At 69.0% G+C, this 12,972-nt stretch carries 13 protein-coding genes and 3 tRNA genes; 6 read left to right on the top strand and 10 right to left on the bottom strand.

Going from position 1 to position 12,972, the window contains the following annotated elements; all coding sequences use genetic code 11:
- Positions 1-12 precede the first annotated feature (12 nt).
- Both wzm and DFR69_RS15010 read right to left on the bottom strand, forming a co-directional pair.
- Positions 13-840: a galactan export ABC transporter permease subunit Wzm/RfbD gene (gene wzm, locus DFR69_RS15005; RefSeq protein ID WP_110038310.1), complete on the bottom strand. Its 828-nt coding sequence runs from the start codon at positions 838-840 to the stop codon at positions 13-15.
- Between the two features lie 219 nt (positions 841-1,059).
- Positions 1,060-1,647 (bottom strand): bacterial proteasome activator family protein, encoded by a 588-nt coding sequence (locus DFR69_RS15010; RefSeq protein ID WP_110038115.1) that lies wholly within the window; start codon positions 1,645-1,647, stop codon positions 1,060-1,062.
- A gap of 86 nt (positions 1,648-1,733) precedes the next feature.
- Between DFR69_RS15010 and DFR69_RS15015 the strand changes: the two genes are divergently transcribed.
- On the top strand, positions 1,734-2,936 hold the full coding sequence (locus tag DFR69_RS15015) for a cysteine desulfurase-like protein (RefSeq protein WP_110038116.1): 1,203 nt from the start codon (positions 1,734-1,736) through the stop codon (positions 2,934-2,936).
- Positions 2,937-2,940: 4 nt separating this feature from the next.
- Here the strand turns inward: DFR69_RS15015 and DFR69_RS15020 are convergent, their stop codons facing one another.
- The gene (locus tag DFR69_RS15020; RefSeq protein ID WP_110038117.1) at positions 2,941-3,924 is read right to left on the bottom strand and encodes an NAD(P)H-quinone oxidoreductase; all 984 of its coding nucleotides are present in this window, start codon (positions 3,922-3,924) and stop codon (positions 2,941-2,943) included.
- 82 nt (positions 3,925-4,006) lie between these two features.
- Here DFR69_RS15020 and DFR69_RS15025 point away from each other — a divergent pair.
- Positions 4,007-4,096, top strand: a tRNA-Ser gene (locus tag DFR69_RS15025).
- Between the two features lie 12 nt (positions 4,097-4,108).
- On the opposite strand, the gene DFR69_RS15030 is transcribed toward DFR69_RS15025, so the two are convergent.
- From DFR69_RS15030 to hisC, 4 genes are all read right to left on the bottom strand, one after another.
- Positions 4,109-4,477 carry a nuclear transport factor 2 family protein gene (locus DFR69_RS15030; protein WP_110038118.1) on the bottom strand — a complete coding sequence of 123 codons (369 nt, stop codon included), beginning with the start codon at positions 4,475-4,477 and terminating at the stop codon, positions 4,109-4,111.
- A gap of 130 nt (positions 4,478-4,607) precedes the next feature.
- The gene (locus DFR69_RS15035; RefSeq protein ID WP_110038119.1) at positions 4,608-5,384 is read right to left on the bottom strand and encodes a DUF2382 domain-containing protein; all 777 of its coding nucleotides are present in this window, start codon (positions 5,382-5,384) and stop codon (positions 4,608-4,610) included.
- A 288-nt stretch (positions 5,385-5,672) separates the two neighbouring features.
- A complete protein-coding gene (locus tag DFR69_RS15040; protein WP_110038120.1) occupies positions 5,673-6,818 on the bottom strand; it encodes a nitric oxide synthase oxygenase in 1,146 nt (381 codons plus the stop codon).
- A 253-nt stretch (positions 6,819-7,071) separates the two neighbouring features.
- Positions 7,072-8,148: a histidinol-phosphate transaminase gene (hisC, locus tag DFR69_RS15045; RefSeq protein WP_110038121.1), complete on the bottom strand. Its 1,077-nt coding sequence runs from the start codon at positions 8,146-8,148 to the stop codon at positions 7,072-7,074.
- A gap of 89 nt (positions 8,149-8,237) precedes the next feature.
- Here hisC and DFR69_RS15050 point away from each other — a divergent pair, with 89 nt between their 5' ends.
- From DFR69_RS15050 to DFR69_RS15060, 3 genes are all read left to right on the top strand, one after another.
- A complete protein-coding gene (locus tag DFR69_RS15050) occupies positions 8,238-8,963 on the top strand; it encodes a dienelactone hydrolase family protein (protein ID WP_110038122.1) in 726 nt (241 codons plus the stop codon).
- A 92-nt stretch (positions 8,964-9,055) separates the two neighbouring features.
- Positions 9,056-9,145 (top strand) — tRNA-Ser (locus DFR69_RS15055).
- 34 nt (positions 9,146-9,179) lie between these two features.
- Positions 9,180-9,252 (top strand) — tRNA-Arg (locus DFR69_RS15060).
- A 49-nt stretch (positions 9,253-9,301) separates the two neighbouring features.
- Here the strand turns inward: DFR69_RS15060 and DFR69_RS15065 are convergent.
- Both DFR69_RS15065 and DFR69_RS15070 read right to left on the bottom strand, forming a co-directional pair.
- Entirely contained in the window at positions 9,302-10,027 is a 726-nt protein-coding gene (locus DFR69_RS15065; protein ID WP_110038123.1) for a maleylpyruvate isomerase family mycothiol-dependent enzyme, read from the bottom strand.
- A gap of 144 nt (positions 10,028-10,171) precedes the next feature.
- Positions 10,172-10,567 (bottom strand): RidA family protein, encoded by a 396-nt coding sequence (locus tag DFR69_RS15070; RefSeq protein ID WP_110038124.1) that lies wholly within the window; start codon positions 10,565-10,567, stop codon positions 10,172-10,174.
- 85 nt (positions 10,568-10,652) lie between these two features.
- Between DFR69_RS15070 and DFR69_RS15075 the strand changes: the two genes are divergently transcribed.
- Positions 10,653-12,233 carry an esterase-like activity of phytase family protein gene (locus tag DFR69_RS15075; RefSeq protein ID WP_110038311.1) on the top strand — a complete coding sequence of 527 codons (1,581 nt, stop codon included), beginning with the start codon at positions 10,653-10,655 and terminating at the stop codon, positions 12,231-12,233.
- On the opposite strand, the gene DFR69_RS15080 is transcribed toward DFR69_RS15075, so the two are convergent.
- Positions 12,226-12,909 (bottom strand): DUF998 domain-containing protein, encoded by a 684-nt coding sequence (locus DFR69_RS15080; protein ID WP_110038125.1) that lies wholly within the window; start codon positions 12,907-12,909, stop codon positions 12,226-12,228. The two genes, DFR69_RS15075 and DFR69_RS15080, sit on opposite strands and share 8 nt — an antisense overlap.
- Between the last annotated feature and the right edge of the window lie 63 nt (positions 12,910-12,972).

Below are 12,972 nucleotides of genomic sequence, written 5' to 3' on the forward strand. Positions count from 1 at the left end.
GGTCCACTGCTCCTAAACCCAGTACGGGACGCGGGCACGGTACTGCTTGAGCGCCAGGATCGCGACGACCCAGCCGACCACCGTGATCGCGCCGACGATCGCCCAGTGATGCCATTCCGACGGCTCGCCGAGCAGCGGTGCGCGCACGATCTCGAGGTAGTGGAAGGTGGGCACGATCTCGATCAGCTTGGCCCGGTCGCTCATCCCGCCGACCGAGTTCTCCAGCGCCTTCGTCGACCACATGACCGGGGTGAGCACGAACAGCATCAGCGTCATCGAGCCGAGGATCGGCGCGATGTCGCGGTAGCGGGTGCTGAAGATGCCGAACACGATCGACACCCACATGGCGTTGAGGAACAGCAGCACGATCGCCGGGATCGCCAGCAGCACAGAGGCGTCGAGGTTGCGCCAGAGCGAGAACGCCACGAGCAGCACCGCGTAGATCGCCACGTTGTGGATGAAGAACAGGAACTGCCGCCACACCAGCCGGTACACGTGCACGCTCAGCGCCGAGGGCAGCTGTTTGATCAGGCCCTCGTTCGCGATGAAGACGTCCGAGCCCTCGAGGATCGAGGCGCTGATCACGTTCCAGATGATCAGGCCGACCGTCACATACGGCAGGTACTCACTGATCGGCTGATCCAGCAGGGTCGAATACAGCAGACCCATCGCCAGTGCCTGCAGGCCGGTCGCGATGGTGATCCAGAACGGGCCGAGCACCGAGCGGCGGTAGCGCTGTTTGATGTCCTGCCAGCCCAGCGACAGCCAGAGCTCGCGCTGGTGGAAGCCGTCGCGCATGTCCTTGAACGCGCGCCGGAAGGTCTGCGAATCCGACACCATCGGCTCCGCGACGAGCAGGGGGGAGTCGGTGGTGTGCTCTGCTTCGGCGGCTTCGGCCTGCTCGGCCTCGGTCACCGTGGAGTTGTCGTCAGAATGCACGGGGCTCTCTTCGGTACGCGCGTCGCTCCGGTCGGAGACCGAATCGGGACGAGCGGCAGCTGCGGGCACGGTCCCCGACCTTACAGGGTGGACCGGTGGCTGGTACGTGGTGCGGGCGGGCTACAGATACTGCCCGCCGCCGACGTGTCCGCCCTGCTTCGGCTCACCCGCGTGCATCCCGGGCGGCAACGCCCCCTGACGCATCTGCTCGAGCTGCGCGCGCGCCGCCATCTGCTGGGCGAACAGCGCCGTCTGGATGCCGTGGAACAGACCCTCCAGCCAGCCGACCAGCTGAGCCTGGGCGATCCGCAGCTCCGCGTCCGACGGCACCGACTCGTCGGTGAAGGGCAGGGTGAGGCGTTCGAGTTCCTCGCGCAGTTCCGGCGCGAGACCCTGCTCGAGCTCGCGCACCGAGGACTTGTGGATCTCCTTGAGCCTGGACCGGCTGGCGTCGTCGAGCGGAGCCGCCCGCACCTCCTCGAGCAGCTGCTTGATCATGGTCCCGATGCGCATCACCTTGGCGGGCTGCTCGACCATGTCGGCCAGGGATTCGCCGTTGTCCTTGTCGTCGGCGTCGGTCTTCTCGTCGTCGGGCACGACCTGCGCGGTGAACGCCGCGGCGCCGTTCTGGTCGGCGGGCACGGTGAGCGGACGGCCGTCTGGACCGATCACGACGATGGATTCCGGTACATCCTCCGAGTGCGTCATATCCCCATCATTGCGTGTGTGTCGGGTTCGCGCTAAAACCCCGACGCGGTTACACCGGGACGCCCGCTGCCCTTAAAGTGGCGGGCATGACTTATGACGTCGCGAGGGTTCGGGGCCTGATACCGTCCCTGGGCGACGGCTGGATTCATCTGGATCCGCAGGCGGGGATGCTCGTTCCCGATTCGGTATCGCGTGCCGTGTCAACGGGTTTCCGCACCTCCTCGTTTTCCCACATCGGCCGCCACGGTGCGGCGACCCGCAGCGGCGCGATTCTCGAGGCCGCGCGCTCGGCGGTCGCCGACCTGGTCGGTGGAGATCCGGCCGGCGTCGTGCTCGGACCCGATCGCGCGGTACTGCTGGCCTGGCTGGCGGAATCGCTGAGTTCCCGGCTCGGTCTCGGCACCGGGATCGTGCTGTCGCGGCTCGACGACGAGGCCAATGTCGCGCCGTGGCTGCGCATCGCCAACCGGTACGGGGCGCACGTGCGCTGGGCCGAGGTCGAGATCGAGACCTGCGAGATGCCGTCCTGGCAGTTCGAGGAGCTCATCGGCCCGACCGCCCGCCTGGTCGCGCTCACCGCCGCGTCCCCGATCGTCGGCTCGGCGCCCGCGGTCCGGGTGGCCGCCGACCGCGTGCACGACGTGGGCGGACTGCTGGTGGCCGACGCGTTCGGCGCCGCGCCCTACGCGCTGATCGACATCGACGAACTCAACGCCGACGTGGTCGCGCTGAGTGCCCCGTCGTGGGGCGGCCCGCAGGTGGGCGCTCTGGTCTTCCGCGATCCGGCGTTCCTCGATCGCATCCCGTCCATGTCGCTCAATCCCTATGCCAAGGGTGCTGAACGGCTCGAGGTCGGCGGCCACCAGTACGCGTTGCTGGCCGGGCTCACCGAGTCGATCGACTTCCTCGCCGGCCTCGACGAGCGGGCCAGGGGCACCCGGCGCGAGCGGCTCGAGATGTCGATCACCTCGCTGCAGGACTATCACGACCAGCTGTTCGATCACCTGATGCAGGTGCTGGACAAGGTCGAGAACCTCACCGTGATCGGCCGAGCCTCCACCCGCATCCCCACCGTCAGCTTCACGATGGCGGGGATGCAGGCGGAGAAGGTGGCCGCCAAACTGGCCGACAACCGGATCGGCACGGTCAGCGGGGTGCACGGCGGCAGCAGGCTGCTCGACGCGCTCGGCGTCAACGACGAGGGCGGCGCCGTCACCATCGGCTTGGCGCCCTACACCACGCGCTACGAGATCGACCAGCTCGGCCGCGCCCTGAGCGCGCTCGAATAGCCGCTCAGTCGCGGATCCGCAGTACGACCTTGCCGAAGGTCTCCGGCGAGTCGAGCAGTTCGTGCGCGCGCCCGGCCTCGGTGACCGGCAGTTCGGCGGAGATCACCGGCACCACCTCGCCCGCGGCCACCATCGGCCACAGCTGCTCGCGCACCGCGGCGACGAGCTCGGCCTTGCTCCCGGCCCCGGCGCGCGGCCGGTTGCGCACATTGGTCGCGTGCACCGTGCCCCATTTGCCGAGCAGCGCGGCCAGATTCAGCGTGCCGGACACGCCGCCCTGCATGCCGATCACCACCAGCCTGCCGTGCGCGGCCAGCGCCTCCACATTGCGCTCGAGGTACTTGGCGCCCATGTTGTCGAGGATGACGTCGGCGCCGTCGAACGCGGCGACCTCGGCGACGAAGTCCTGGGTCTTGTAGTTGATCAGCAGGTCGGCGCCCAGTTCGGCGCACTTGGCCAGCTTCTCGTCCGAACCGGCCGTCACCGCGACGCGCGCCCCGAGCCGCTTGGCCACCTGGATCGCGCAGGTCCCGATCCCGCCGCCGCCACCGTGGATCAACACCAGCTCACCCGACCGCAGCCCGGCTGTCATGACCAGGTTCGACCACACGGTCACCGCCACCTCGGGCAGCCCTGCCGCCGCCACGGGATCGAGTCCCTCCGGAATCGGCAGCACCTGCGTCGCGGGCACCGCGACCCGCTCGGCGTACCCACCGCCCGCGAGCAGCGCGCACACCCGATCGCCGACCCGCCAGTCCCGTACTCCGTCACCGAGCGCGACGATCGTCCCCGAGCACTCCAGCCCCGGCACCGAACTGGCGTCCGCGGGCGGCGGATAGAACCCGCGCCGCTGCATCACATCGGCGCGATTCACCCCCGCCGCGATGACCTCGATCAACACTTCCCCCGGCCGGACCTCCGGATCGACCGTCTCGGTCCACTCCATCACCTCGGGCCCACCGAACCCGTTCAATTCGACAGCGCGCATGCCCTCATCCTGCCCCGCCCGGGCCCGCGGCCGCCCAGCACCACGCCCGCCCGCCGCCGCGTCCGCTACCATTCCAGGCGAAGGAGACGTGGCAGAGCGGCCGAATGCACTCGCCTTGAAAGCGAGCGTGGCGTAAAACCCACCGGGGGTTCAAATCCCTCCGTCTCCGCCAAACCGCGGGCGGCTACTGCTCGTCCCAGGCCTGGATCGAGGTCTGGTCGACGATGCGGCCGTCGCGGATGTCGGCCATCGAGTGGACCAGGACTCTGGTGCCGTCGGGGTAGCGGCAGGATTCGACGAAGGCGACGTGGTCGCCGTCCATCAGGATGCTCTCGAGTTTGTGGGTCATCTCGCGGGCGCAGACATCGGTGAACATCTCGCCGATGGCCGAACGGCCGTGCAGCACACGGGGATGACTGGGTTGATCGTGGTGGTCGACCATGCGGATCTCGGCGTCCTCGCCGTACAGATCCAGCAGGGTCCGGGCGTCTCGCCCCTCGATACCGCGGCGCAGTGCCTCGGCATCGAATCCAGATCCGGATGCGGTGCTCATCGGGGTCTCCCTCGCTCGTCGTCAGCGAGCCGGACCAGGGCGATTCGGCCCGTACGCAGGACTTTACGCGCGATGAGCCGGTAACGGCAGCCGTCCACGCAAGGTGGGCGGCTGCCGTCGACCGTGCCGGTTACGGCTGGTTGCGGCGCCGATCGTCGTCGATGCCTTCGGTGTCGACACGCTCCTTGCGCACGGTGTCGGAGATGGTCCGCTCATCGGCGACCTCGTCGACCTCCAACCGGACGCGTTCCACCGGAACGGCCTCCTTGTCGACGTGCACCTGGTCGGCGTGCAACGTCACCTCGCGTTCCTCCTCGCCGATCTCGGTCCTGCGACCGGTCTCCCGATCGGTGATCGGCTCGCGTTCGACGCGGACCTCCTCGTGCGTCACCGGGACGCGCACGTTCTGTTCCTCGGTGACCACGTACTTGCGCAGCCGGGCGGTGCCGACCTCCTCGCTCTCGGTGCCGACCCGGAGCTGTTCCTCCGAGCGGATCATCGAATTGTCCGTGGTCGTCGGGTTGCCGTGGGTCATCGGTTCGTCGCCGCCGGGGCGGATCTGCTGGCGGCCGTAGGTGTTCCAGCCCGCCGATCGTGGGTCGACGTGGTAGTGCTGGAACAGCTCCTGTTCGGACTGCGGGCTGATCCGCCCGCCGTCGTCGAGATGCGGTGCCGACTTCACCTGTTCCTTCTCGACGTGCAGGCTCAGGGTGTCGTCCTCGGCCCGGTGTTCGGCGCCCGCCAGCGGCACCAGCGAATCGCTGCTGAACAGCCCGGTCGAGACGGCCGCCCAGGTCGGCGAGCCGGTGGAATTGTCGATGTAGATCTGCTTGACCTTGCCGATCTTCTCGCCCCGCTCGTCGTACGCGGTGGCTCCGATCAGCGAGTCCAGTGTCGCTCTGCCCATGATGATCCTCCTACCTGGTGCGGAGGTCGCCCGATCCCGGCCACATCGGGTCCGGGATGGCGGCTCCGCTGGGTTGTGGTGATCGGTCAGTGCAGTTGTCCGGGTTCGGCCGGATCAGCTACCTCGAGGCAAATACCCGAGCCTTCGGCACACAAACAACGCCCGGTCAGCACGGCAATGAGTCAGCGATCTCGCCGTACACCGGGTGCCGCCGCGCAGATCGCGCATCAGGCGGCGCCTCCTGATCGCGCGTGCTCGCCGTCGCCCGGATCCCGGCGCGCCGGCGGATCAGACGTCGGCGCGCTTGACGAAGTTCGGGCGGATGTCCAGATCCGGCTCGTCGTAGTAGCGGTGAAAGGTGGGGGTCAGTGCGGCGGAGATCGGCGGGTTGACCCAGCTCCAGTCGGTCGGGCACCGGCGGCCTGCCGCCTCCTCGCGCTGGACGTGATCGCAGAACTGCTTGGCGACCGTGTGATGGTCGACCATGTGCACACCCGAGTTACGGAAGCTGTGCAGGACAGCGTGATTCAGCTCGATCAGCGCCTTGTCGCGCCACAGGGTGCGCACCGACGAGGTGTCCAGACCCATCATGTCGGCGATCAGCGGCAGCATGTTGTAGCGGTCGGTGTCGGCCAGATTGCGCGCGCCGATCTCGGTGCCCACATACCAGCCGTTGAACGGCGCGAACGGATAGGTGATGCCGCCGATATCCAGATCCATGTTCGAAACAGCCGGAAGCGCATGCCATTTCAGGCCCAGGGTCGCGAACCATGGATAGTCGGGATGGCTCAGGTCCACCTCGCGGACCAGCTCGCGTGGCACATCGAAGTACCGCAGGCCCTCGTCGGGCGTGCTGATCAGCACGGGCAGCACGTCGAACGGGGTACGCGCGCCGCGCCAGCCCAGCGCTGTCGCCTGCTCGGTCGCGGCGATGTTGGCCGGGTCGCCGGTGACGGTGCCGTCGCCGTTGGGATAGCCGGCGTAGCGGATCAGCTGCGAGCTCACGATCCGGTACTCGCGGCCCGGTTCGCGCTGCGGTCCGACCGTGATCATCGACTGGATCGCCCCGCCGTTGGTGGCCAGCCGCAAATGCTGCCAGCACGCCTCGGAAAGCTCTCGCGCGGAAGTAACCAGCCGGGCGTCCAGCAATTTCAGCGACCGCCAGTGCTTGCGGCCGACGCAGCGCGCGTGATTGCGCCAGGCCAGTTTCGCGCCGATCAGGATCTCCTCGCCACTGTGCCGATAGGTGCCGGTTCCGCGCAGTTCGGCGAGGGCCTCCAGGCGACGCTGGGCGGGCAGATGACCCAGCTCGGGCTGGCGGAAGAACTCGTCGCACTCTCGGAGCCTGCGGTCGAGATCGGTGGTGAGTTCTTCGGTCGAAGATGCTGTGACAGTGGCCTTTTCGCAGACGGTGGGGCGCGAGAGCTGGTTCACGGGACATCTCCGGTCGGGCAGGGGTGCTTGGCCGTGCGCGGCGTACCCGGGGCACGGACCATCACCCGCGGGAGAACACCGCGACGCCGCGCGGCTACCTGGTCAGCGGCCAGTGTTCGCCGCGCGCATGCCGTCGGTGTTCGAACGCCGAAACTCGTTGGGAGCCAGCCTACGGCGGGTGTGCTGGCAGTGTGCTCCGAACGGACGTAATCGCACGGTGACCGATGTCAAGCCGTACTGACCCTGCGCCGGGCTAACGGAATCGCGCGGCATTCTCCGGCGCCGTCGCGAACGCGAGAAACTGGTCGTTCTCGTGCGGGTCGCCGATGGTCACCCGCACGCCGTCACCGGCGAACGGCCGAACCAGCACGCCCGCCGCGGCACTCGCCTCGGCGAAGGCCAGGCTGTGCTCGCCCAGCGGCAGCCAGACGAAGTTCGCCTCGCTCGGCGGCACCTCGTACCCGGCGGCCAGCAGCGCGTCACGGACCTGGCGTCGTTGCGCGACAAGCACATCGGTGCGGTCGAGCAGCTCGCCGCGCGCCTCCAGCGAGGCGATGGCCGCCGCCTGTGCGATCCGGTTCACGCTGAACGGGATGTGCACCTTCAGCAGTGCGGTGATCACCTCGGGATCGCCGACGGCATACCCCACGCGCAGACCGGCCAGGCCGTACGCCTTCGAGAAGGTGCGCAGCACAACCACATTCGGCCGGGTGCGGCCGATCTCCACGCCGTCGGGACGCGTGTCCGGCGTCAGGCGCAGGTACTCGTAATAGGCCTCGTCCAGCACGACGAGCACGTGCGGCGGCACCCGATCCAGGAAGCGCTCCAGCTCGGCGCGGCCGTGCGCGGTGCCGGTGGGGTTGTTCGGGTTGCAGACGAAGATCAGCTTGGTGCGCTCGGTGACGGCCTCGGCCATCGCGTCCAGATCGTGCAGGTGGCCCTCGGCCAGCGGCACCGGCACGGCGGTCGCGTTGCCGACCTGGGTGACGATCGGATAAGCCTCGAACGAACGCCACGCGAAGACCACCTCGTCGGTGGGCGCGTCGCAGGTGATCTGCACGAGTTCCTGGCACAGCGCCACGCTGCCGCAGCCGACGGCGACATTGGCCACGGTCACGCCGAGGAAGTCCGCCAGCGCCGCCCGCAGCTCGGCGACCTGGTTGTCCGGATACCGGTTGGCCAGCTCGGCCGACTCCGCGATCGCCTTGGCCGCGCTCGGCAGCGGGCCGAAGGTGGTCTCGTTCGAGGCGAGCTTCACCGCGTCGGGGTGATTGCGGCCGGGAACGTAGGCCGGAATGGTGGCGAGGTCGGGACGGATGCGCGCGGTCACGCCTCCACCCTACGGCGAACCGCGCGGCCGACGCGCGGCGCGGCGGCCAAGGCCTACCCAACCGCAGTTCTGCCGCCTACGCTGGGTTTATGGCGGGCACTTACGACGACGTCGCCCTGCTTCGGCTCACCGAAGCGCGCGACACCGAGACGGCAGCCACCGCGACGCGGACCTCGGTGCCGATCACCGTGGTCGAGCCCGAGCGCGTCGCCCGCGGGGGCATCGTGCTCCTGCACGAGTCACGCGAGTTCTCTCCCCAGCTGCTCGACCTCATGCGGTCGCTGTCCGTGGAGGGCTGGATCGTGGTCGCGCCGCACCTGTTCGACCGGATCGGTGACGAGCAGGTCCGCGAGGTGTTCGGCGACGAGCTCTTCGACGACTTCGACGCCGGCTTCGACTGGCTCACCCAGCGCGGGGTCTTCCCCGACACCATCGGGGTGCTCGGTTTCGACAGCGCGGGCACCGCCGCGTTCCTGGTCGCCACCAATCGGCCCATCGGCGCCGCGGTGAGCGTGGCCGCGCCCGGCATCACCGAGCCGCTGCCGGACCAGGACGTCGCCCTGGTCGACGTCGCGGCCGACCTGCAAGCGCCCTGGCTCGGCCTCTTCGGCGCCGACGACCCGGCGACCCCGCCCGAGGCCGTCGACCGCCTCCGCGACGCGACCGCGCGGGCGAATGTGGCCAGTCTCACCATCACCTATCCCGGCCTCAGCCACCGCGCCGACCGACCCGATCCGGACGACGACGCGGCCAACGCCATCCGGATCGACTCCCAGACCCGTATCTACGACTGGTTCGACAGCAACTTACGCTGATTGACCAGGCGTTTTGGACTACATGAACTGCTCGTGTAATCTTCATTCCCGGCGGTTCGACAAGGACCGGTGCCCTCGAAGAGAAGGCTCCAGGAGGCGTGCCAGAGCGGCCGAATGGGACTCACTGCTAATGAGTTGTCCCTTCACGGGGACCGGAGGTTCAAATCCTCTCGCCTCCGCCACACCCGGTTCGCCGGGTAACAACTGAAGAACCATGCGCCCGTAGCTCAACGGATAGAGCACTTGACTACGGATCAAGAGGTTAGGGGTTCGAATCCCTTCGGGCGCACAAGAAAAGAACCTCCGACCTGTTCAGGTCGGGGGTTCTTTCGTTGTGGCTACTTCCAGGCGGGTAGGGGTGGGAGGGGGCCGGTGAGGTCGGCGCCGGGGGAGCGGCCGAGGAGCCAGGCCAGGAGGGCCGAGGCGGGGCCGAGGACCGTGTGGTGCGGGCGGCCGGGGCCGACGGTGGCGATGAAGTCGGTGTCGGTGGCCTGGATGTCGAAGGTGGGGGTCGCGTCGGGGACGAGCTTGGCCGACAGGTCGGCGATGGCCTCGGGGAGCAGCCGGGCGACGAAGGGGGTGGGCCAGTCGGCGGGGGTGTAGGCGACGCCGAGGTCGACGTGGTGGATCTCGGTCTCGCGCAAGCGCATCCACGGGATCAGATCGGCGGTGAGGGAGCCGCCCTGCCGGTTGCGGACCACGGCCTGCCAGTCCGCGGCGGGCATCGTGGCGGCCACGGCCTGCCAGCGGTGGGCCGAGCCCGTGAAGTCGGCGTGCTGGACGGCGAGGGGCCTGCCCGCGCCGGCCTCGATGTCGGCGTCGCGCAGTTCGACGCTGGCGTACTGCGGGATCTCGATGCCGGTGCGCGCCCACAGCAGCAGGTTCAGCAGGCTGTCGGCATTGCGCGCCATGTGCGCGATGACGTGTCCGCGGGTCCAGCCGGGCAACCGCGACGGCGCGGCCAGTTCCGCCGCGGTGAGCGCGCCGATGGCGGCGTCGAAGCGGGCGGTGGACTCGGCGACCTGGGCGAGCAGGTCGGTGGGTGTTGCCGTTGCGCTGGTCACAGGACCGAGGGTAGTTGCCGAGCCGGTTCGGCACGGGCGATCAGGACGGTGTCGCCGTCCGCCTGTGGATAACCCCGAGCCTGTGGACAACTGGGGAGATTTCGGGCCGGACGCCCCGGTGGGCGACCGGCGGTGTGTGACGATTCAGCGCACGACGATCGCGTCGGCTTCGATCTCGATCAGGAGCTCGGGCGCGATCAGAGCGGTCACCTCGTACATCGAGGCGGCGGGGCGGATCTTGTCGAATACCGCGGAATGCGCGGCGGCGACCTCGGGCCAGCGGGCGATATCGGTGACGAAGATGCGGGTGCGCACCACATCCCGCAGGCTCGCGCCCGCCTGCTCGAGCGCGGTGGCGATGCGGGCCAGGACCTCGGTGGTCTGCGCGCCGATGTCGTCCCCGCCGACAGCGCCGCCACCGGGGACGGCGGCCGTCGTCCCGCTGACCACGACGTGATCGCCGACCCGCACCGCCCGCGAATACCCGACGACATCTTCGAAATCGGAGGCTGAGGAAATGTTCACCCGAGTTGTGGTCATGGCAGCCAGAATGATCCACCGTGCGGTGGATGACAATTCATATTCCGGTCGGCTGCTGGTCGGCTGGGCGCGGTACGCATGCCAGATGAACGCACGTCCAGGTATCCGTCTGCTCCCGCTCACCGCCGTGCTCTGCGCGGCCGCCGTCGCCGCGGGCTGCTCCACGCCCGGCTCCGACGCCGACTTCACCGTCGACAAGGACCAGACGCTGGTGATCTCGCTCGACGAGCTGGTCGCCAAGACGGGTAAGAGCGCGGTGCTCGGCGTGGATCTGGAACCCGAGCACGGGAACCTGACCCGGCGCCTCGACGGCTCCTACGAGTACACGCCGGTCGCCGGCTTCCGCGGGCTCGACCAGTTCAAGGTCACCACCACCGACGCGGTTCGCCTGTACACCACCGACATCCCGGCGCTGGGCGAGTACGGCGGCACCACGGTCCAGGGCAGCGGCTTCGGGTCGGCCTGGACGCCCGTGCCCGGCAGCGCGGACGAGTTCTACGGTCTCACCGACCGCGGCCCCAATGTCGACGGTCCGGCCAAGAACGAAAAGCTCGCGCCCACTCCGGCATTCGTGCCCAAGATCGGCCGCTTCAAGCTGGTCGACAACCGGGCGGTGCTGCAGTCCAGCGTCGAGCTGCGCACCAAGGCGGGCGTGCCGTTCAACGGCCAGGTCGACACCTCGGCCACCACCGGCGAGACCATCAAGGACCTGCAGGGCAATGTCCTGCCGCCGACGGATCACGGGCTCGACCCGGAGGGTCTGGTCGCGCTGGCCGACGGCACCTTCTGGGTGTCCGACGAATACGGCCCGTTCCTGGTGCATTTCGCTGCCGACGGCACCGAGCTGGAGCGGCTCGCGCCGGGCAGCGGACTGCCGAAGGAGATCGCGCTGCGCACGCCGAACCAGGGCATGGAGGGACTGACGATCACGCCCGACGGCAGCACGCTGGTCGGCATGGTGCAGAGCGCGCTCAACACCCCGGGCCTGAGCGGCTCGGCGAAGGAGGTGCCGTTCGCGCGGATCGTCACTGTCGATCTGAAGACCAAGGCGCAGAAGGAATTCCTGTACCCACTGGAGAACCCGAAACAGAACAAGGTCGCCGTCTCGGAGATCACCGCGCTGAGCGCCACGACCTTCCTGGTCGACGAGCGCGACGGCAACCTCGCGCCCGAGTCGAACAAGAAGATCTGGACCATCGACATCGCGGGCGCCACCGACGTCGGCCCCCAGTCGAGCGTGCCCGGCGCGACCTACGACGCGGAGAAGGGCGGCCTGCAGATCGAGGGTAAGCCGCTGGAGACCTTCGTCGGCGTCACCCCGACGGCCGACGCCGTGGCCGTGCTCACCAAGGCGGGCATCACCCCGGTCGCCAAGAACGGCAACCTCGACCTGTCCGCGCTGCTCGTCGCGCTCGACGCGAAGGGCCGGTTCTTCGGCCACGACAAGATCGAGGGCATCGCGACCACCGATGGCGGCAAGACCGTCTACATCGCCAACGACAGCGACTTCGGCCTGGCCGCGAGCCAAGGCGAGCAGCCGCCTTTCGGGTTGAAGCCCAAGACGCTGGCCAACGGCATGCAGGACACCGGGGAGATCCTCGCGGTCGACACCACCAAGCTGCCCGCCACGGTCGACGGCTACACCGTGCGGATCTCGGTCAACTAGTCCACTCGCGGGTTTCCAGGAGTACGGCGGCGGCCAGCGCGAGCAACCACAGCGACATCGAGCCGACCTGCACGCGCTGGGCGATGCCCAGCGCGTACGACCCGGACAGGTTGTCGGCGACCAGCATCCAGATGGTCGCCGCCGACCCGGTGACGAGCACGACGACTCCGAACTCGCGCAGGATCCGCCAGCGGTGATAGCGGTAGGCGGCGGCGCTGAAGGCGAACGCCGCCACCGCGATCGCGGTGACGGCGAGCGTGCTGGTCAGCGCGTGCGGCTGGCGCAGCTGCGGGATCAGGCCGGTGCCGCAGCCGCTGTCGGCCGCGCCGCAGTCGCGCAGGGGGAACATCGCGTCGGCGATCGTGGCGGCGCCGAAGCAGGCGAGGGCGATCCAGCCGACGGTGGTGAGGCGCCTGCGCCGGAACAACAGCAGCCCGCCGAGGGCTGCCGGGATCAGCAGCAGGCCCACCAGCTTGTCCGCCGTGGCGAACACCGCGTGGTACGGCTTGCCGCCCTCGGTGAGTTCGCTCAGGAAGGAGTCGACCGGATCGGTGTCGACCGGCAGCACGAACTCCAGGACCCACGACGAGTAGCACAGGCCCGCCACCGCGATCGCGACGGCGATCAGCAGGGCGTAGCCGCGGGTTCTCCTGGCGGGAGCTGGCACATCGACCATTGTGCTGCGTGGAGCACGGCGTCCGGTCCATCGCCGGGATCGGGCGCGTCGCGCCGTCGTCCG

The organism is Nocardia neocaledoniensis, assembly GCF_003182135.1.
GTDB classification, from domain to species: Bacteria; Actinomycetota; Actinomycetes; order Mycobacteriales; family Mycobacteriaceae; genus Nocardia; species Nocardia neocaledoniensis.